The 19,094-nt window shown below is 62.0% G+C and carries 17 protein-coding genes; 3 read left to right on the forward strand and 14 right to left on the reverse strand.

Translation table 11 applies throughout. The features are described 5' to 3' along the window. Positions 1-203: 203 nt before the first annotated feature. A complete protein-coding gene (locus KHF85_RS05710) occupies positions 204-734 on the reverse strand; it encodes a hypothetical protein (RefSeq protein ID WP_284568844.1) in 531 nt (176 codons plus the stop codon). A 611-nt stretch (positions 735-1,345) separates the two neighbouring features. Beyond that, a complete protein-coding gene (locus KHF85_RS05715; protein ID WP_284568845.1) occupies positions 1,346-1,546 on the reverse strand; it encodes a hypothetical protein in 201 nt (66 codons plus the stop codon). 369 nt (positions 1,547-1,915) lie between these two features. Between KHF85_RS05715 and KHF85_RS05720 the strand changes: the two genes are divergently transcribed. Next, complete coding sequence (locus tag KHF85_RS05720) at positions 1,916-2,377, forward strand: hypothetical protein (protein ID WP_284568846.1); 462 nt, start codon at positions 1,916-1,918, stop codon at positions 2,375-2,377. Here the strand turns inward: KHF85_RS05720 and KHF85_RS05725 are convergent. Then, the gene (locus KHF85_RS05725; protein ID WP_409976692.1) at positions 2,330-2,779 is read right to left on the reverse strand and encodes an avidin/streptavidin family protein; all 450 of its coding nucleotides are present in this window, start codon (positions 2,777-2,779) and stop codon (positions 2,330-2,332) included. The genes KHF85_RS05720 and KHF85_RS05725 overlap by 48 nt on opposite strands. Positions 2,780-3,288: 509 nt before the next feature. Here KHF85_RS05725 and KHF85_RS05730 point away from each other — a divergent pair. Continuing rightward, positions 3,289-3,474 (forward strand): hypothetical protein, encoded by a 186-nt coding sequence (locus KHF85_RS05730; protein WP_284568847.1) that lies wholly within the window; start codon positions 3,289-3,291, stop codon positions 3,472-3,474. A gap of 443 nt (positions 3,475-3,917) precedes the next feature. Here KHF85_RS05730 and KHF85_RS05735 read toward each other — a convergent pair whose 3' ends face one another. After that, positions 3,918-5,213 (reverse strand): reprolysin-like metallopeptidase, encoded by a 1,296-nt coding sequence (locus KHF85_RS05735; protein WP_284568848.1) that lies wholly within the window; start codon positions 5,211-5,213, stop codon positions 3,918-3,920. Between the two features lie 110 nt (positions 5,214-5,323). On the opposite strand from KHF85_RS05735, the gene KHF85_RS05740 reads away from it, so the two are divergent. Beyond that, a complete protein-coding gene (locus tag KHF85_RS05740) occupies positions 5,324-6,280 on the forward strand; it encodes an IS30 family transposase (protein WP_009597007.1) in 957 nt (318 codons plus the stop codon). 870 nt (positions 6,281-7,150) lie between these two features. Here the strand turns inward: KHF85_RS05740 and KHF85_RS05745 are convergent. The 10 genes from KHF85_RS05745 to KHF85_RS05785 form a co-directional block, all read right to left on the reverse strand. Further along, the gene (locus KHF85_RS05745) at positions 7,151-7,687 is read right to left on the reverse strand and encodes a hypothetical protein (RefSeq protein ID WP_284568849.1); all 537 of its coding nucleotides are present in this window, start codon (positions 7,685-7,687) and stop codon (positions 7,151-7,153) included. A 577-nt stretch (positions 7,688-8,264) separates the two neighbouring features. Further along, the gene (locus tag KHF85_RS05750) at positions 8,265-8,498 is read right to left on the reverse strand and encodes a hypothetical protein (RefSeq protein ID WP_053842182.1); all 234 of its coding nucleotides are present in this window, start codon (positions 8,496-8,498) and stop codon (positions 8,265-8,267) included. 34 nt (positions 8,499-8,532) lie between these two features. Beyond that, the gene (locus tag KHF85_RS20715) at positions 8,533-8,784 is read right to left on the reverse strand and encodes a SymE family type I addiction module toxin (RefSeq protein WP_003471169.1); all 252 of its coding nucleotides are present in this window, start codon (positions 8,782-8,784) and stop codon (positions 8,533-8,535) included. 551 nt (positions 8,785-9,335) lie between these two features. Next, a complete protein-coding gene (locus KHF85_RS20595; RefSeq protein WP_409976663.1) occupies positions 9,336-9,845 on the reverse strand; it encodes an SH3 domain-containing protein in 510 nt (169 codons plus the stop codon). 113 nt (positions 9,846-9,958) lie between these two features. Further along, positions 9,959-10,375 (reverse strand): hypothetical protein, encoded by a 417-nt coding sequence (locus KHF85_RS05760; RefSeq protein WP_284568851.1) that lies wholly within the window; start codon positions 10,373-10,375, stop codon positions 9,959-9,961. 110 nt (positions 10,376-10,485) lie between these two features. Next, positions 10,486-11,661, reverse strand: coding sequence for a hypothetical protein (locus KHF85_RS05765; RefSeq protein WP_284568852.1), 1,176 nt, complete (start codon positions 11,659-11,661; stop codon positions 10,486-10,488). A 311-nt stretch (positions 11,662-11,972) separates the two neighbouring features. Beyond that, positions 11,973-13,820 carry a glycoside hydrolase family 35 protein gene (locus KHF85_RS05770; RefSeq protein ID WP_284568853.1) on the reverse strand — a complete coding sequence of 616 codons (1,848 nt, stop codon included), beginning with the start codon at positions 13,818-13,820 and terminating at the stop codon, positions 11,973-11,975. A gap of 118 nt (positions 13,821-13,938) precedes the next feature. After that, on the reverse strand, positions 13,939-16,281 hold the full coding sequence (locus KHF85_RS05775; RefSeq protein ID WP_284568854.1) for a GH92 family glycosyl hydrolase: 2,343 nt from the start codon (positions 16,279-16,281) through the stop codon (positions 13,939-13,941). A gap of 61 nt (positions 16,282-16,342) precedes the next feature. After that, positions 16,343-17,269, reverse strand: coding sequence for an IS110 family RNA-guided transposase (locus KHF85_RS05780; protein WP_284566813.1), 927 nt, complete (start codon positions 17,267-17,269; stop codon positions 16,343-16,345). 289 nt (positions 17,270-17,558) lie between these two features. Next, the gene (locus KHF85_RS05785; protein WP_284568855.1) at positions 17,559-19,004 is read right to left on the reverse strand and encodes a glycoside hydrolase family 125 protein; all 1,446 of its coding nucleotides are present in this window, start codon (positions 19,002-19,004) and stop codon (positions 17,559-17,561) included. Between the last annotated feature and the right edge of the window lie 90 nt (positions 19,005-19,094).

Genomic DNA, 19,094 nt, shown 5'->3' on the forward strand with positions numbered 1-19,094 from the left:
CCGCGGGACTTCGTCTGCCGGCAGTGCGCCGGCGTGGCGCACTGCCGGCAATGCGGAGTCGCGTGGCAGAGGGACTGTCTGCTTGAAATGGATATTTCCTCTGGCCCTGAGGTTTCGCTTCATTGTGTATGCACTGCGGCACCTATCGCAGGGATTCCACGCAGGCGGCCATCGGCCCGCGGCGTGTCCGTCCTGCAGGTCCGTTACACACAGGACGCTGCGGCGGCATGCGGCTCAGGCGCAGACTGCCTATTCAATTCAAGCAATCCTGCAATCAGCGCTTCCGCATTGTCGCCAGCATTGCCGACAACCTGCACGAGTCTCGGATCCAATATGGAGGGTTCTCGCGTTGCCAGATGCATGAGTTGTTCAGCAAGCGCGTTACTCTCCGCTTCACTCATGAGATGGCTGCTGCGTTCGTGCTCCTGAGGCACCGTGACCAGGTCAACGGCTCTACGCAGGCACGCTTCAGTTGTTCCCAGCGCGCTCGCCCTGGCTTCTATGTTGGATCCATGTGCGTAAGCGGACGCCAGGCGTTGGAGTGCAAGGAGTGTCCCGGTTGTGGCGATCCCTGCCAATGAGGCCATTCCGCCGAATCGTTTCATCTCCGCGTTCCCGAACGCAAGGCCGCATGAGCCGACGATGATCGGGGAAACGGAGGCGACTCCAGTTGCAGTGGCCGCGGCGCCCGCGACGGCTGCTATACCGTGCGCGATCCGCTGGCCGGTCGACATGGTTGGGCCTCCAGCTGGCGGAGGCGCTACCGGCCGCTGCGGCAGGCCTTGCAACTGAGCATCGATTTGCGCGTTGGCGTGTCGCGGCGAAGGCGCGCGGTCCGGTTCTCTCTGCAGAAGGGCGCTTTCCAAATCTGTTTCTTGACCTGTCGCTCTAGGCGACACGGGCGGCAATGCGGCAGGCCGCATGGAGCACCTCGTCATGGGGGGAGATGCGCCAGTATTTCAACCGAACATCATGAGTGCTGCGCCGACACCCGAAAATTCCGCTCTTCCGGCGAAACCCGCGCGCGGTTGAGCAACGCATCAAGGCGCGCCGTTGACGCGTTGCACGGCAGCGTCTTGTGACTGGTGACCAATCGCGATGAAGGCTGGATCGCGCGCCGCGGCGCCGTAAGCGCATGTTCTTGGTAGAGCCGAAACAGCCCATGGATTGTGCCTTGTTGACTAGCCCTGGGGCACATTACGCAAATAGCGCCATCGCGACATCGACGCAGCGATGCAGGCGATAGCGGTCAGACCGAGGCGCTTCATTGTGCACTGCTACGCTTACCCGAGGGACTCCACGCATGCGGGCATTCGGTCCTCAGCGTGTCCTTCTTGAAGGTCCGTTACGCAGAGGACGATGCAGCGGCTGCATGCGAATCAGGCGCGGGCTGCCTTCTAAGCGCAAGCAATGCCTCAATCAGCGCGTCAGCGCTATCGCCAGCCCTGCGGGCAGCGTTCCAAAGATCAGTATCCAATCTGAAAAAAGGCGTCGTTGACAGATGCATGAGGTCAACGGCCAGCACGTTGCTCTCTTCTTCGCTCATCGGATGGGCGTGGCGTTCGTTCTCCTCAGGTATAGTCACCAGGTCAACGGCTCTACGCAGGTTCTCTGCGCTTATTCCCAACGCGCTCGCCCTATCGGTTATGTTGTGTCCATACGCATATAAGGACGCCAGACGTTGAATTGCAGACAGTGTCCCGGTCGTGGCGACCCCTGCCAATGTGGCGATTCCACCAAATTTTGCCATTTGGTCGTTTTCGCCGAGATAGCCGAAGAATCCGATCAGGGGTGGGGCAACGGAGGCGATTCCAGTTAACGCTGCAGTTACGCCAGCGACATCTGCTACACAGCTTGCAATCCGCTGACGCGTTAACGCGGGCTGGGCTCTGCGAGGCGCAGTACGAGCTGGCCGTTGTTGCAGATCTTGCAAGCGCGCATCGATTTGCGCGTCGGCGCGTCGGCGCGTTGCGGCGAAGGCGCGTCATTGCTTTCTGTCAACTCAATACCGCTTTCTAAATCTATCTCCTGCGTTCTCGCTCTAGGCGACACGGACGGCAATGCGGCAGGCAGCATGGAGCACCTCATCAATAGTGGTCGATGGAATGGCATTGCAACCGAATATCGCCCGATATTCACTCACATTGCGAAATTTCCGCTCTTCCAGCGAATCGGTGAAACCTCAGGGCCAGAGGAGATATTTGATTCAAACGGATACTTCCTCTGGCCCCGTTGTTGGAGCGAAGCTTGCCTCTCGACGTTGCCACAGCTTCCAGGCCTGAACGTGGAATGTCTCGAACTCCCATCCCCATCGGGCGTCGTCAGCCTGTCATTTGGGTACGAAAACATCGCTGTTGGTCAACATGTGGTCCCATGAATACTGGGAAGCGGTGCGCACCAAGTGCCAGACCGTGGTGATGGTCGGCACGCCGCCGGACGCATCGCACGTTCCGGTCCAGGCGGTCATGCTGCCGTAGTTGCCCCACTGCACCGAAAAGGTGATTGCCGGCAGTTTGCTCGACGCCGTGGAGCCGGGGATAGGGTTGGCAAACCAGCCAATCAGCGGATAGGGCGACCCGGTGGTGCCGGAAGGCGAGATGTAAGTGCCCGAGAGCTGCCCGGAGGGCTGCACCGCCGTGATGTTGAGTGTGGAACCCAGCTGGTTCTTCCACTCGCCCAACGGGTTGCTGCAGGTCGGCGCGGCCTGCGCCAGCGAGACGCAACCCCCAAGCAACGCAACGCAGGCAGCATATCGACGCATGTGCATGTGCATGTGCATGGACATTATCATTACTCCTCGTGATATAATAAGAAGAAAAAATCAAGAGATAGGGCGGGTCGGAAGAATAATTGTAACGGACGGTGCCGGGTTGCTGGTTAGCAAAGCAGCGCTAATAAAGCGCTGCGTCGTCGACGCTCAATCCGGTCTGGCCGCGTTGTTTACCACCTCACTTTTGTGCGCTGGCGAATTTTTGTCAATCCGCGGAAAGGCAAGTGTCTACCCTGCACTCCAAGGATGTTGCCAAATTAGATGCATATCCCATCAATCCGGGCGTTAAATCCCGCTGTAGCTCATAAAGGGAGAGGCGGCAATCGGACCGGAGAAAATATCTGCTTGAAATAGATATTTCCTCTGGCGCTAAGGTTTCCGGCCCTGAGGTTTTCCCGCCTACCGGGCGCTCATGGCTTTGAGCGCTTGCGCGCCTACCTGGTCCAGATGCTGCGCGCCGCGCGGGCGGCGGTGTAGATGGCCTCTCCCACCAGCGGCCGCCCAGACGCAGCGAGGGCGTGGGCGTGCCGTTCGCGCAGTGGCCGCAACCGACGGTGCATTTCTGCGGCGGGCGTGAACGGCGGGGCGCGCGCGATGCGTGGGCAAGATCGGCGGCATCGGCGGCCGCGATCTGCTCGGGCGTCAGCATGTGGATGAGCATCGATTCGACGATCGTCCACTGCGGGCAGTGGCGATGCGTGTGAGGCGCGCGCTTGCGGGACGTGGCAGGGCGGGATGAGGGTTGACGCATGGCACAGCCTCCTTGGCAGACAAAAATCGGCGCCGAATGGTGACGGGATGTCGGGGGGCTAGAAACCGCAGAGAGCCGGCGGGCGTATTCCCATTGCGGGTGTTGTATTAGCCGCCCTCCCGACGCGGGCATCGCGTCGGAGCGTGCCTGCGGCCAGGCACAAAGAACCCACCGGTTTGACGGAGGTGGGTGCCGCTCTCTGAGGAGTTTCTAGGCTCCTTGGTGGGAATGGTGCTACTGGTTTTGGGGGATGCCAACTGGTTTGGGCTGTAGCGCGAAGATGCGCTTTGAACCTGGCCCAGTTATCCCTTAGGCAGACGCCGGGACGGCACATGGCCTGCGGGAGCAAGCCATGTGCAGCCACTGCTCCCGCAGCAGGCGTGCTTTACGCCTGGCTCATTGCTTGGTCTGCCTGAAGCCGGCGGCGATGGACATAGTGATATTCAATGCTCTGGTCTGGTCGGCTTCGTTGACATCGCCGCACGGGTTGTCATTGCACAGCGTGATGCGCGGATTGGCGAAGTAGGGGGCCCTCACTTGATCGTCGGCGGGATACGCCATGATCGTATTGAAACTGCCTTCATCCAATGTCTGCCGCCACCCGTAAGCATAAGTAAACGCACCAGGCTCGGAGGTATCGGCTTTGTCGTGGGCCAGTCCCAGGTTGTGGCCAATCTCATGCGCGAAATCAGTGTCCTCGCAGTAACTGGTATCTTCTTCGTTGAAACCGTCGCCGATCGTGGCATAGCCATATGCCGACATATTCACGGTGTACGATTGCAGGCCGCCGCCGTTCAGCCATGCAATGCCGCAAGCGGCTTGTTCTTTCCGGAGCGGGCGTAGCAAGGCGACAAGATCGGCACCCACGGTTTCGCGCGTGCTGTGCAGTGCTGCCAAGGGCGACGTACCGGAAGCGGCGGTCATATCCTTCAGCGCAGCGTCATCGGTGCTGAAGTCCGTGTAATTGACTTGCTGGGTACCTACAAGGCGCAGTCTTCCATTGACTTGGCTATCCAAATACGCCTGGTTGGTGACGGCGACCAGATAATTGATGCGGGTGTTGACCGCATCCACCGAGCCTAGCTCGCTGACCAGGCCAGGGGTATAGCCGACGAGCACATCGACCACCGGCGGAGTCGTCGCGCTGGCAGCCTGCTTTGCCAGTGCCAGACTATGTTGTACATCGTGCTCGCTGACAGGTTGCTTGGGGGGAATCAGGTAATCAGATTCGATGGTCCTGTCGTTGCCGTTTAGGCGGTCACGGACGATGTTTCTTGGCAAGCGCTCGGCGACATACAGCTTGCCGGCCTGGGTGACGATACGAGCCGATGTGTTATTGCCGACCGGAATGGAGCCGAAGACTGCGTTGCGGCCGAAGGTGATCACTACGCTTTGCTTATCGGTGGCGACTGTGCCGACAAAGGTCCAATTTTGGTTGTCCTGGGTGCTTTGCGAGACCGTTTTAGCGTAGACGCGTCGGCCGTCAGGCAGCGGCAACCAAAGCCCACCTGCCGCTGCATCAGCGTAGGCTTGCGACTCGTCGATCGTGATTGGCGTAAGCCGTTGTGTTGACGTGATCCTGGTCTTCTGCTGGTTCGAAAACGATATCCATTGCTCAGCGGCCAATGCCATGGACGTGGTAGTGCAACTCAAGCCCAGAAACATCGTCACTGCTAGAAAACGTCTGTTCATCAAATTTTCTCTTATGGGGGGGCGGCTTCAACTCCGATTCGCAACACCAACGGTTGTGAAGTGGCCCGGCGACCTGACTTGAGCGACTTCACCGCCAAGTGGAGTTGCCCATGTCATCCAGCCGCCTGGACCAGGCCGAACGATACCGTTTGCATGCGTTATATGAAACCGGGATGTCGATGCGGGCCATCGCCGATGCGTTGGAGCGCGCGCCCAGCACGATCAGCCGCGAACTGCGCCGCAATCAGCACGCTCGGCACTATCTGCCAGATCACGCACAGCGCATCAGCGAGCATCGGCGCACGCAGGCCAGCCGGCGTCCACGCATCGACGCTGAGCGCATCGCACAGATCGAGGTCCTGCTGAGCGAGGACTTCAGCCCGGAACAGATTGCCGGTCGCACCGGCCTGGCCAGTCACGAATGGATCTATCGGCACATCTACGCTGACCACAAGCGCGGTGGCCAGTTGTTCACGCATCTACGCAAGCGCCGCCGCAAGCGCCGTCGGCGGGGCGTGCGCGATGGCCGCGGACAGCTGACACATCGGCGCAGCTGGACACAGCGCCCCAGCGTGGTGGAGCAGCGAAGCCGCATCGGCGACTGGGAGCTGGATACCCTCCGGGCCTCACACGGAAAGGCCGTGGTGGTCAGCATGACCGAACGCCGCAGTCGCCTGCATCTGCTGGCTTACTCGCCTGACGGCACCGCCGAGAACGTGCGCAACGCCATCGTCCAGCGCCTGGGCGGCCTAGGCCACACGGTGCACACCCTCACCGCCGACAACGGCAAGGAATTCGCCGATCATCGGCTCATTGCCGCCTGCTTGCAGAGCGACTTCTATTTTGCAGATCCGTACTGCGCATGGCAGCGAGGCAGCAACGAAAATGCCAACGGATTGACGCGCCAGTACTTGCCACGACACATCGATTTCAGCACCATCACCGATGCGCACCTGCGATGGATCGAACAGCGACTCTACAATCGTCCGCGCAAGATACTCGGATTCAAAACGCCCCTCGAAGTCTTCTCCGAGGAGGTCCTCAACAGCGTTGCGAATCGGAGTTGAATCCGCCGGGTAAACCAACACGATGAAGTGAAACGAAAGCGCGCCACTGCACCAGTATGTTCGTAGCGCAACGGTGCGACACGACCACAGTGCGCTAACGGTGTGATGATGCGCAAGAGACGGTAGTGCAAGTTCGACGCGTCTCTGGATATCGTGGTGTGGAATTGTGATGAGGCATGCATGCCTTTAGGTCGTATGTCACACGTGCATTACATGCCCGTGGATACTCGAGCGTATGTGCGAAAGTTGCGCTATGTCGCGTATGGATTCAAATCAACGTTACTGCCATGGGTTTGAGAAACCTCAGGGTCAGGTTCACTTGCCGTTTGAGTTGGCTGCTTTGCGCGGGCGGTATGCGGGCCTGATGCCTGCCAAGCGCTGGGTCTTTGCTTGGACCATGGCCTGGAAAGTGTTGGTGCCGAGCGCGCATTGCTGTTGCAGTTAGGCGCGGATGGCGTCCACCTCCTCCGGGGCCAGGGTTTCGTGCAGTGGGCTGCGGTAGGCGTGGCTGCATTGGAGTGCATCGGCGCCAAGTGCCAGGAAGGCAGGATGTCGATGCAGGGCCGAATGCGTACGCAGGCCGAGATTTGACTGGCAACTGGACCAGCGATAGCGCGCCGGATTGTCCATGATTGCTACACGCACGGGGTTTAGCTCGATATAGCGGTAGCAGCGCAGCACAGAGTCCTCGCTGTCGACTAGGCACGCCTTGTAGCGACCTTCCCACCGGTAACAAAGGGGCCAGAGGAAATATCAATGTCAAACGCATATTTCCTCTGGCCCCTTTGTTGCCAACATTCTCTACGTTGGCTTCATTGCGATCCACCAATTGCGCGCGAAGCTGCTCATAGCGTTCCTGGTCGAATGGCATTATTGCTTGCTTCCTTTAAAGATCCACTTGCCTTGCCAGCAATACTGGTCTTTTGAATAAGTCATGTTATCGGGATTGCGATGCTCAACCGCTATGCATCCTGGGTCTGTCTTCGTAACCTCACCATCATTTTTGAAAAGTTCGGCGTCGAGAAATCGGCCTGATTTGGCGTCATACACATAGATTGACTCGCTCATCAGTGCGCTAGCGCCTGCCGATAGACCGCGTGCGAGGATGTCTGGATTTCCATCTCCCGTAAAATCTTCGAGTTTTAGAAGGGATGCGGTATCGTAGGGAGGGGTGCCCTCCGGCCCGTCAATCACTTGAACTTCTCTGCCGTCAGTATTCGCAACATGTATTCGATATGTCCCACTTTCACCTGGTGATACCGAAAGTTTAAAATCTTCGGGGCCAGAAGTAGACGCTGAAGCGGTTTGTCCGCTGGGTTTCTGCGATGAGGCCGCAGACACAGCAATGGGCATTGCCTGCTGACATGCAGCCAGAGCGAAGACAAGAAACGCCGTGCTTGTCTTCATGGCCCTAAAATGCGATAGCCGCCCGGCCACGTGCAGACGAGCAGGACTGCCTTTTTGATGATTCCCAGAGGTCATGCGCTTTCACTCCCCTTTATTATTCAGTTAGTAGTCTAGCCAGAACAGCCACACGGCGCCGGCCGCGAACATCTGGACAAAAAAATCGTCTACGGTGCGCGCCACCTTGGAGTATCGCCCGACGCATTGTCTGCACGCCGGATACGGGGCGATAGGCCGCGCAATCCGTGCGCGCTTGCGCAAGGCGGTGCCTGCATCCGCGAGCGCCGCTTGAGCGCGCCGCAGGGTGGGGGGATGCTGGACCTGCTGTGTGTGAAGTACGCCACAGGGGAGCGGCGCGCCGCGGAGCGCTCCATGCCGATCGCTGGCCGGCTCTTGGACTAGGCGCGGTGCTGGCGGCGGCCAAGCGCCTGGCAGCAGGCGCGCAGATGGCAGCAGGCCCAAGACCGGAATCCCGGCCTTGGGCGGTGTGGGCTGGCGCAGGCGCGAGGTCAGCCGGCCGTGCGCTTCCGGATTTGCGTGACGTTCGCCGGCGTCCCGGTCAGCAGCTTGTGTAGCGCCTCTACCGGGCGCTCATGTCCTTGAGCGCTTGCGCGCCCACCTGGTCCAGGATGCCGCGCGCCGCGCGGGCGGCGGTGTAGATGGCCTCTCCCAGCGCGGGGAGCGTGCGTGGATCCAGATAGGGCGCCGTGCCGGCGGCGAGGATGTCGCCATGTGCGGCGATGGTGCGGATCAGGCCGTCGAGCGCATCGGCCTGGTCGAGCGTGATGCCGAAGACGAAGCGGTTGCACGCCATCTGAGCGATCCTCCAGTATGGGGCGATGGCCGCGTTAGTCTTCGCGGGCCACGCTCACCACCAGTTCGCCGTCGCGCACCTGCACGCGCAGCGTCTGGCCGATGGCGAAGCCCAGCTGTTCCAGCCAACGGCCGCGGAAACGCAACATCGGCACGTGCTGGTGGCTGGCGGGGTAGTAGCCATAGCCCACTGTGCACTGCGTGGGCGCGCGCGGGCGGCGCGGCGCGCGTGGCGGGCGGGCCAGCTCGGCGGCGATGGCGGCGGCGGCCGCTTCCACCGGCATCATCGGCGTGAGCGGTTGCTCGATGTACCGCAGGCACCAGGCCCGCTTGGGCTCGGGTGGGGGACTGGGTTGCGGCTGGCGCGTTGCACGTTTGCGGGCAGCCGTGGGGCGGGCAGGGGCACGACGGGATGACGGTTGACGCATGGCACAGCCTCCTTGTCAGACAGGAACCCGCGCCGAACGGCGACGGGATGTCGGGAGGTTAGAAACCGCTCATAGCCGGCGGGCTTATTTCCCCGAAGGGTGTTGTATTCGCCGCCCTCCCGACGCAGACAGCGCGTCGGAGTGTGCCTGCGGACAGGCACAAAAAACCCACCGGTTTGACGGAGGTGGGTGCCGCTATGAGAGGAGTTTCTACGCTCCTTGGAGGGAATGGTGCTACTGGTTTTGAGGAATGTCAACTGGTTTGGAGCTGTAGCGTGAAGATGCGCTTTGTAGGTGAAACTGACCCCGTTATCTAGACTCCGTTATCTAGCGTCGGTGATTCTTGTGGCAGCTAACGCGTGAATTGAGCCGACCCGCGAAGCGGGTTCGGCTTGAATCGAGTGTAGCGCTCACACGCCGTACCTCTTGTTGCCACCAGACGTAATGCAATAGCGGCCACCGCGCGGGCCGATGCAAACACGATTACCAGAGCAAGGACATGTACCGTCACTGTAGTTAGATCGCGACGGCTTTGGCGGCGCGCTGCTCCGAGTGCGTGGTAATGTTGGGTTGTAACATCCTGCCCCAGAGCAAAGATGAGAGCGGGACACCCACAATTGTGCCGAATTGTCAGGGGAGACCCTTGCCCAGTTGCCTCGCCTTTCGTAGACGTTCACAGAATCTCCACCTGAGGCCTTACCTACGACAGATCCATCAGGACTTGAGCGTTGGTTGAGTACGGCGGCATTTACAAACATCGTCTCTGTCGATGAGACAGCAGGAGTTGCAATAGCTAGAGATGATGATAGCGGCGCGCGATCAGGTGTGTTGTTGCTGGCAGGACCGCCGCACTTGGACATGACCCAGCCGATGCCGACCAACAGAATGAGGAGAGAGCCGCCTCCGGACTTGCGAGCCATCGATAACCTCACCTGTGAGCGCTAAAGCCTGAATTAAGTCGACTAATAGAAAGCGGGGCCGGAGGAAATATGCGTTTGAATTAGATATTTAATCTTGCCCCGTTGTTCGGTTGTCAGGTTTCGCTCCGGTTGAACAGCTGAGTACGCAAAGCCTCTACGAATTCCGCTGCGTTCTTGCGCTGCCACGGCCAACCTTTGGCGGCGTTGAGGTCACGACCTGCAGTGTTCACTACTACGAGAGGTGAACCCCAAAGCAATACAAACGCCAAGGCTAGAAGGGAAAATCCTATAAACTTAAAGCCGCCCTCAGCGCCAAGCATGACAAAGCCCAATAATAGAAAAAATAGGCCGGCGATGATACTTCGTGATATATCGAGACGGACTGAGGTTACATGTTGAAGTGGTATATCTTCGCGCGACCCGCCACTTAGCCAGCCTTTATTGCGGTAATACATGACACGCTTGTTTGTCACAGTGCCGAACTCATTTTCAACAAACGTTAACTCGGAATTTTTAATTGAGTGGTTCATATATTTTCCCTGTTGTTGCGCAGTTGAAAACGGGACCGGAGGAAATATGCGTTTGAATTAGATATTTACTCTGGCCCCGTTTTTCAGTGAAGTGGTGTCGGTTTAACTTGTTACCCCTTAGGCTTCACGCTGACATCTGGCAACGGCTTGATTTCATGCGCGTCCACCTGACGGCCAAAGTAGGTGGGAATGAGGGACTTCCTGATTTCTTCCTTGTCTCGATCTTCCATCAGCTCGATGAATGGCCCCAGGGATGCGAGCTCAAGCTCCGTCTGACGTGCTCGATCTGCATTGGTTCGGTGTCTGGCTGACTCTCGCGCGGTATAGAAGGCAGGAGCTGCGATCGCTAGCGCATAAAGCAAGCGAACGGCGATTGCGAGGGTATTGGTCGCATTCACTGGCTCGTGATAAAACTTATAGAATGTTGCGACGGCCATGCAAAGCCCGCACGCGAATAACCCAACCGTTATCCATCTCCACCGATTGGCTTGAGTAGACTCCTGGTTTGCAATAATGCGATAGTTTCCGGTTACACCCGTGTCTCCTACTGCCTGTACGATTCTTTCCGCCTCATGCTTGTGTTGTTCCAGTGCCGTCATGAAGCCTTGCGAGGTTTCAGTAAAGTCCTTTTGGGCCTGCTCAAGTTCGCTCTTAGCTTCCTTCACGAGCTCTGCGAAAGAGCTATCCCGCTGCAACTCCGCCTTGTTGAAAACTATCTCGAGATTTGCTAACGATGCGGCCATCTCGGCTTTCGACAGTGCTTGGGCTTCTTTCATCTCCGTCAGCCTTGCTTCTTGTTGGAGAAGGGACTGATTGACTTCGGAGACACGAGCTTCGAGGAGTTCTCGCTGGCTGTTTAGTTGCTCAATTGTCTGGCGCGAACGCTCTTGAAGAGAATCTATGAGTTCGCCAATATCAGCCTTTGATAGCGGATTGACCTTAGGGGTGAACGCCCATGTGTATTTCAGAACGTTCTGATCGACTTGCGCTACTGCATTAGCGAGATGGCCCATGTTGCGATTAGTGACGAAGGCCGTGAGCTCAGAGATGGGGGCTTGCAGATTCGCATTCATCTGGTTGAGCGCAGTCTCCGACACCAGCGTTGTCGTACTCTGATTGACGAGTGAGCGCAGGCTCTTCGTAATGTTCTGAAGCTTGTCGCGATTGAACTGAGCCTGCTCGTCGGATGCTACGTCTGGCGACTGCAGCGCAGGATCGTTGAGTAGCTCCTGCAGACGCATCAGAGATGTCGCGATCGCATGGCTTTTCAGTGTTCTGGTTGCCATGTACCATTCCCCTAATGGCTAACTGCTATTTATTCAAAAAAAGCGTATAAAAATTTGTTTAGCGCACAGATACCACTGGCTGTTGGATTGGTATGTATTCTAGCTCCGATCTTTCGCTCTCTTGCATAATCCCTATGTGTAACCCCGCCGCTATTCCCAGTGCATCCCCGCATACGGCCGACGCTACCACTTGTCGACAGCCGTCACAAGTTAAAGGCCGCTCGGCGGAACCGCCGGCGGCCTTAATTGGTAGACAAGTTGTTTGATGCCGCGCCATCCAGACGTACCGGACGGCGCGTTCCGCAGATAACTCAGTTACCCGGCGCACTCCAAACCTGCCCCTTCACCCCACGCACGCTCGCCTCCGCCGCGCTATCCAGATCGAACACGATCACACTGTTCTCGCCTTTACGCTGGAACGGCGCCGGGACATACAGCGCCCGCTGCGGCCCGATGTTCCAATGCCGCCCCAGGTTGTGGCCGTTGGCCCAGGCGACGCCTTTGCCGAAGGCTTGCATGTCCAGGAAGGTGTCGGTGGGCGTGCCGATCTTGACGGTGCCGCGGTGGAAGGCGGGGCCGTCGACCTTGGCGGTGGTCCAGCCGGTGAGCTTGCTCGGGTCGTCCATCGGCAGGGAGAAGGTCTGCCAGCCGGTCAGCGGCTTGCCGTTGAGCAGCACGGGATCGACCAGGCCGGCGCGGCCGTCGGGCAGGTGCGCGCCGTAGTTGATGCGGCCGCCGTTTTCCACCAGCACGTCCACGGTGTGGGGGCCGGCCGGGATGTCCACGTCCACGGCCACCTGCTGCAAGCGGCGCTCGGCGCTGCCGGCGAGGCTGCGATCGACATAGACGCGGGCGTAGTCGCGCACGTCGCCCAGGTACAGGCTGCCCTTGCGCGGGCCGGTGACGGTGGTGCGGTAGAGGATGTAGCCGTAGGCCTGGCCGTAGCGCTCCATCGGTTGCGGGGTGTCGGTGGTGGCGGCCGGCGCGGGCAGGTTGTCCCAGAGCGAGGCCGATTCGCGCAGCGGGGTGGCCGGTAGTTCGGCGAAGCGGATGGGCTTGGGCAGGGCGGGGGGCTGTACGCCGGTGACGCGGGCGATGGCGTCGCGGAACAGGGCGAATTTGGGGGTGGGGCGGCCGGCTTCGTCGAGTACGGCGTCGTAGTCGTAGCTGGTGGTCTGCGGGGCGTAGTGGTCGCTGGCGTTCTTCTGGAAGTTGGCGCCGTTCATGAAGCCGAAGCTGGTGCCGCCGACGAACATGTAGATGTTCGCCGAATGGCCCTGGCGCAGGATCCATTCGAATTCGCTGGCTTGTTTTTTGGCGTCGGTGTTGGCGTGTTTGTCGCCCCACTGGTCGAACCAGCCGGCCCAGTATTCGCCCACCATCTGCGGTTGGCCGGGGCGGAATTTGGCCAGGCTCTGGAATGCTTTTTCGGCGTCGCCGGGGCCGAAGTTCACCACGGCCAGGGTGTCGGGCAGGGTGCCGTTGGCCAGCACGTCGGCGCCGTCGGCGGTGAACAGCAGGGCCTTGTCGAAGCCGGCCTTGACGAACATGGCGCGGTTGGCCTGCATGTAGACGTGGTCGTTGTCGTAGGAGCCGTATTCGTTCTCGACCTGCACGGCGATGACGGGGCCGCCGTTGCGGTTGAGCTTGGGCTTGACCTGCGCGGCGACGGCGTCGAGGTAGGCCTGGCTGGCGGCGAGGAAGCGCGGGTCCTGGCTGCGCACGCGCAGGCCCGGTTCGGCGAACAGCCAGGCCGGGTAGCCGCCGGCTTCCCATTCGGCGCAGACGTAGGGGCCGGGGCGCAGGATGACGTTGAGGCCTTGTGCGGCGGCTGCGTCGATGAAGGCGGCCAGGTCGTTGTTGCCGCTGAAGTCGAACTGGCCCTGGCGCGGTTCGACCAGGTTCCAGAACACGTAGGTCTCCACGGTGTTCAGGCCCATGGCGCGCGCTTTCTGCAGGCGGTCCTTCCAGTAGGCGCGCGGGATGCGCTGGAAGTGGATGGCGCCGGAGATGATCTGGTAGGGCTTGCCGTCGCGGGTGAAGTGGTCGCCCTGGGTGGCGACGGCGGGCCAGGAGGTGGCTGCGTGCGTCGGCTGTGCGGATGCCGGGAGGGAGAGCAGGAGCGACAGGGCAAGGGCGGACAGGGAGTGGCGCAGCATGTGGGGATCTCTGGCGGTGGTGAGTTGGGGTTTTTGTAGGAGCGGCTTCAGCCGCGACCGGGCGTTATCGGTGCGTTTCGGTCGCGGCTGAAGCCGCTCCTACAGGGAGTAGTGCTTATCACTCGAAAGAGGGCGGCAAATCTGCTTTGGCCGCGCCGAACTCGGGGTTGGGTTTCGGGCCCATCTCCAGTTCCAGGGTGCCGCCGGCGGCGAGGTCGGCGTGGCGCAGCCAGCTGCGGGTGTAGGGTTTGCCGTTCCAGCGGGCGCGCTGGATGTAGACGTTGGCGGCGCTGTTGTCGTGGGCGACGATGCTGAGGGTGCGGCCGTGGCCGACATCGACGTCGGCGCGCTTGAACAGCGGGCTGCCGAGCACGTAGGTGGCGCTGACCGGGTCCACGGCGTAGAAGCCCAGGGCGCTGAGCACGAACCAGGCGCTCATCTGCCCGCAGTCCTCGTTGCCGGACAGGCCGTTGCGCGCGTCGTGGTATTGCTCGCGCAGCAGCCGCCGGACCATCGCCTGGGTCTTGTACGGTTGCCCGGCGTAGGCGAACAGGTAGGCGACGTGGTGGCTGGGTTCGTTGCCGTGCGCGTACTGGCCGACCATGCCGTCGATGTCCGGCGGGGCGCCGGCCGGCAGGTCGGAGCTGGTGGCGAACAGTTCGTCGAGCTTGGCGAGGAAGCCGTCGCGGCCGCCGAACAGGTCCATGTAGCCGTACAGGTCGTGCTGGTTGAGGAAGGTGGCCTGCCAGGCGTTGGATTCGGTGAAGTCGTGCCACTTCGCCATGTGGCCCATGGCGCGCGGATCGAACGGGGCGGCCCAGTCGCCGTTGCTCAGCCGCGGCTGCACGAAGCCGCTTTTGCGGTTGAACACGTTGCGGTAGTTGCGCGAGCGTTCGCGCAAGGCGCTTGCCTCTTTGGCGGCGCCGGCGGCCTGCGCCAGGTGCGCCACCGCCCAGTCGTCGTAGGCGTATTCGAGGGTGCGGCTGACCGCTTCGTCCACCGTGTCGCTGGGGATGTAGCCGCGCTTGCGGTATTCGTCCAGGCCGTGCGTGGTGTCGTCCATGGCGCGCTTGCGGTAGGCCGGCCAGGCGGCGGTGTAGTCGATGCCGGTGAAGCCCTTGGCGTGCGCTTCGGCCAGCACCACGGCAGAGTGGTAGCCGATCATGCAGCCGGTTTCCACGCCTTGCAGCGGCCAGATGCCGACGCCGTCCGGGCATTCGTTGGCGCCGCGCACCAGGCATTGCGCCAGGTCGGGCACGCGTTCGGGCTGCACCAGGGTCAGCAAGGGGTGCAGGGCGCGGTAGGTGTCCCACAGCGAGTAGGTGCTGTAGTTGTGGTAGCCGGCGGGCGCCTGGTGCACCTTCAAATCCATGCCGCGGTAGCGGCCATCGGTGTCGCTGAACAGGGTGGGCGCGAGCAGGCTGTGGTACAGGCCGGTGTAGAAAATGCGGCGTTGCGCGTCGTCGTCGCTGTCGATGCGCACCCGCGCCAGTTCCTTCTCCCACGCGGCCACCGCGGCGGCGTGCACGCGCGCGAAATCGAAGTCGGGCAGTTCGGCGTCGAGGTTGGCCAGGGCGTTGTCGGCGCTGACCGCGGAGATGCCGACCTTGACCAGCAGTGGTGCGTCGGCCGCATCGGGATAGTGCAGCGCCACCTTCAGGTGGGTGCCATCAGCCTGGTGCGCGTCAGCGGCCAGCGGTTTGTCTTCGGAGTAGAGTTGGGCCGTGGCGAATGGCCGCGACAGGCGCATGGCGAAGTAGAGGTAGCGGCCGGTCGCCCATTGGTACACGCGGCGCCCGCCAGTCAGGGTGCGCGCATCGACGATGCGCAGGTGCGCGTCGCTGACCCGGGTCGCGACCCCCGGTTTGTCCTGCATGCCGTGGCACAGGTCCAGCAGCAGGTGTGCCGGCTTGCCCTTGGGGAAGTGGTAGCGGTGCAGGCCGGCGCGCGCGGTGGCGGTCAGCTCGGCGTGCACGCCGCTGTCTTTCAGGCGCACGCGGTAGTAGCCGGGCGAGGCGGCTTCGTCGGCGTGGTCGTAGCGCGAGCGGTAGCCGGTATCCGGATTTTCCAGGGTGCCGGGGACCAGCTTGACCTCGCCCGTGGCGGGGACGACCAGGAAATCGAGCATGTCGCCGATGCCGGTGCCGGACAGGTGGGTGTGCGAGAAGCCCATGATCGAGCCGTCGGATTCGTGATAGCCGGAACACGAGTCCCACACGGCGTTGTAGGTGTCCGGGCTCAGCTGCACCATGCCGAACGGCAGCGTGGCGCCGGGGAAGGTGTGGCCGTGGCCGCCGGTGCCGATGAACACGTCGACATGGCGGGTGAACTCGGCCTTGGCGCGCGCGTCGGCGGGCAGCGCGTAGTTGCCGGCGCGCGCTTGCGCCAGGCGGGCGATGCCGCTGCTGCCGAACAGGGCCAGGGCGATGGCGCCCTGCAGGAAACCGCGTCGTGTGGCCATGGTGCTGTCCTTGGGTGTGCAGCGGAGACGGGATGGTGTTTGTGTAGGAGCAACTGTCTTCTCATCCGATAACCTCACGCCATGGTGTGCGATCTCGTGCCATGGCGTTGAGTCGGATAAGCAGCACGCGCATGCATGCGGTGATGGCGACCTTGGCGGGCTTGCCGCGTGCCCGTAACTGTTGATAACGCTCCTTGAAGGAGGCTTGAGTGCGCACAACGCTCCAACAGGCCATGTACAGCACTCGTCGGATCGTGGCACGCCCGCCGCGGATGCGGCGTTTGCCGCAGTGCTGCCCGCTGTCCACGTTGTAGGGAGCCAGGCCGACCAGGGCCGCGATCTGGCGACGATCCAGCGTCCCCAGTTCGGGCAGATAGGCCATCAGGCTGGCGGTGGTGACCTCGCCGATGCCCGGGACCGTGCCCAGGGCGTGCGCCAGCGCATCGTCGAGCTGGCACCGCACCTGCTTGATCGCCTGGTTCATCCGCTGGATACGGCGGCGCACGTCGCCGATCTGCTCGATCAGGCACGCGCGCACCATGGCCAGGGTCGCCTGATGCAAGCGACGGCGCTCGTCGTCACGTTGCTGGACCAGTTGCTCGCGGCGCTGGACCAGCATGCGCAGTTGCTCACGCAAGGGATCGGGAGCCGGCGCGGGCGCTTGCACCAGGTGAGCCATGCGCGCCAGCAAGGCCGCATCCAGCGGATCGGTCTTGGCGGTTGTGCCCAAGGCCGTGGCGAAAGCGCGTGCCCGGCGCGGATTGATCCGGGTCACCGGGATCCCTGCCGTGGCCAGTGCCGTCATCACCGCCCGTTCGTAGCCGCCGGTGGCCTCCAGCAGCGCGTTGCCGACGCAGTGCCCGGCAAGGTGGTCGCACAGGCGCTGGTGGCCCTGGGCGGTATTGGGAAAGGACAGCAACTGGTCCAGGGGAAGCACGTGGACGGCCAAGGTGTCCTTGGCCACATCGATACCGATCCAAAGAGGCATAAGCGTTAGGTAGACTGGGGGACAGGAGAGAGCCACCTCGTCGCTGCCCACGCTTGTGAAGTTCGAGCGAACGCTCGTTCAACTGTTCGGGCTAGGCAACGAGGTCGATGTGCGGCCGCCCTGGCTCCTACACGTGCTTGAACACTACGGCCTGTCGGCGTGCCGCACATCGCTCTCCACTCAAACTGTAGAGCAATCTCCAGACACAAGCGGCTTCAGCCGCGACCCGGTGTTACCGGTAACGCCACGGTCGCGGCTGAAGCCGCTCCTACAGGGGGTGGTGGGGTGGTCAGGCTTGCAGCAGATGCGGTTTGCGCTGGTGCAGGTCGATGATCAGTTCGCCGAACAAGGTGTTGGCCCAGGCGAACCAGTCGCGGGTGAATTTATTCGGATCGTCCTGGTCGAAGGCTTCGTGCATGAAGCCGCTGCCGGCGTCGGTGTTTTTCAGCCAGGCCAGGCATTGGCGGATCTGCGCGTCGTCGTCGCTGGCCAGTGCGTATTGCATGATCGACATCGGCCAGATCATGCGCAGCCCGGCGTGCGGGCCGCCGACGCCTTCGGCGGCGCGGCCCTTGAAGAAGTACGGGTTGCGCTCGCTCCACGCCAGTTGGCGGGTGCGCAGGAACCGCGGGTCGCGGCGGTCGCAGCAGCCCAGGTAGGCCAGGCTCAGCAGGCCCGGCGCGTTGGCGTCGTCGATGAATAGCTGGTTGCCGTAGCCGTCCACTTCGTAGGCCCAGAACGGCTGGCCGTCGGCGTCGCGCATCTGCCCGAATGTGTGTGTGGCGGTTTCGACCTGGTCGGCCAGCGCGCGGCAGTCGCCGGCGAAGGCGGCGTCGTGGTGCAGCGCTTCGCTCATCGTCGCCAGCTGGCGCAGCGCCGTCACCGCGAACAGGTTGGCCGGCACGAACAGCGGATATACGCAGGCATCGTCGGACGGGCGGAACATCGAGTGGATCATGCCGTTGGGCCTGGTTGGCTGGCCGTAGCCCTCCAGCACCAAGGTCTCGGTGGCCAGCGGCGAGGGGCGCTGGAACGTGTAGGGGCCGCGGCCGTGCAGGCGCTGTTGTTCGCGGAAGGTTTTGACCACCACGTGCATCGCCGCGCGCCAGTCGTCGTCGAACGGCGCGGCGTCGCCGCTGGCGCGCCAGTAGGCGTGCGCCAGCCGGATCGGGTAGCACAGCGAATCCACTTCCCACTTGCGCTCGCCGACGCCGGGCTTCATCTCGGTGATGTCGGCCACCGACCATTTCAGGCGTTGGCTCTTGCCGTCGGGCAGGAACGCGTTGGCGTAGGGATCGAGCTGGATGCAGGCGGCCTGGCGCTGGATCAGGCCATGGAACATGCGCCGCAGTGCGGGATCGCGTTTGGCCAGCGGGATGTATGGATGCACCTGTGCAGAGGAGTCGCGCAGCCACATCGCCTCGATGTCGCCGGTGATGACGAAGGTGTCCGGCTTGCCGTTGCGGGTGCCGGCTTCCACGGTGGTGTCGAGCGTGTTCGGATAGCAGTTCTCGAACAGCCAGGCCAGGTGCGGATCGCCGATGCCGGCCTTGACCGTGCGCAGGTGTTTTTCCACTGCGGCGCTGACGAAGCGCCGTTGCGCCGGCGGTGGGCGCTTGCTGGGCAAGCCGGTCGCGGATGCGCCGCTCGCGGCGAAGCCGGGCACGGCGCTGGCGAGCAGGCCGGCGCCGGCGGCGTTGCCGAGCAACTGGAGGACATCGCGGCGGGAGGGCATGTGGAACTCCTGGTCTGTCGGTGTGCGTGGCGGCGCGAGGCGGTCTATGCGTTGTTTCTGTAGGGGAGGCTTCAGCCGCGACCGGGCGTT

The organism is Xanthomonas graminis pv. graminis (assembly GCF_030168915.1).
In the GTDB taxonomy this organism is placed as follows: Bacteria; Pseudomonadota; Gammaproteobacteria; order Xanthomonadales; family Xanthomonadaceae; genus Xanthomonas_A; species Xanthomonas_A translucens.

Bases quoted from the DNA above. Each gene is read 5' to 3' on its own strand.
- KHF85_RS05710 (WP_284568844.1), bottom strand. From the start codon at position 734: ATGTCGACCGGCCAGCGGATCGCGCACGGTATAGCAGCCGTCGCGGGC.
- KHF85_RS05715 (WP_284568845.1), bottom strand. From the start codon at position 1,546: ATGAGCGAAGAAGAGAGCAACGTGCTGGCCGTTGACCTCATGCATCTG.
- KHF85_RS05725 (WP_409976692.1), bottom strand. From the start codon at position 2,779: ATGCACATGCACATGCACATGCGTCGATATGCTGCCTGCGTTGCGTTG.
- KHF85_RS05735 (WP_284568848.1), bottom strand. From the start codon at position 5,213: ATGAACAGACGTTTTCTAGCAGTGACGATGTTTCTGGGCTTGAGTTGC.
- KHF85_RS05740 (WP_009597007.1), top strand. From the start codon at position 5,324: ATGTCATCCAGCCGCCTGGACCAGGCCGAACGATACCGTTTGCATGCG.
- KHF85_RS05745 (WP_284568849.1), bottom strand. From the start codon at position 7,687: ATGAAGACAAGCACGGCGTTTCTTGTCTTCGCTCTGGCTGCATGTCAG.
- KHF85_RS05750 (WP_053842182.1), bottom strand. From the start codon at position 8,498: ATGGCGTGCAACCGCTTCGTCTTCGGCATCACGCTCGACCAGGCCGAT.
- KHF85_RS20715 (WP_003471169.1), bottom strand. From the start codon at position 8,784: ATGATGCCGGTGGAAGCGGCCGCCGCCGCCATCGCCGCCGAGCTGGCC.
- KHF85_RS20595 (WP_409976663.1), bottom strand. From the start codon at position 9,845: ATGGCTCGCAAGTCCGGAGGCGGCTCTCTCCTCATTCTGTTGGTCGGC.
- KHF85_RS05760 (WP_284568851.1), bottom strand. From the start codon at position 10,375: ATGAACCACTCAATTAAAAATTCCGAGTTAACGTTTGTTGAAAATGAG.
- KHF85_RS05765 (WP_284568852.1), bottom strand. From the start codon at position 11,661: ATGGCAACCAGAACACTGAAAAGCCATGCGATCGCGACATCTCTGATG.
- KHF85_RS05770 (WP_284568853.1), bottom strand. From the start codon at position 13,820: ATGCTGCGCCACTCCCTGTCCGCCCTTGCCCTGTCGCTCCTGCTCTCC.
- KHF85_RS05775 (WP_284568854.1), bottom strand. From the start codon at position 16,281: ATGGCCACACGACGCGGTTTCCTGCAGGGCGCCATCGCCCTGGCCCTG.
- KHF85_RS05780 (WP_284566813.1), bottom strand. From the start codon at position 17,269: ATGCCTCTTTGGATCGGTATCGATGTGGCCAAGGACACCTTGGCCGTC.
- KHF85_RS05785 (WP_284568855.1), bottom strand. From the start codon at position 19,004: ATGCCCTCCCGCCGCGATGTCCTCCAGTTGCTCGGCAACGCCGCCGGC.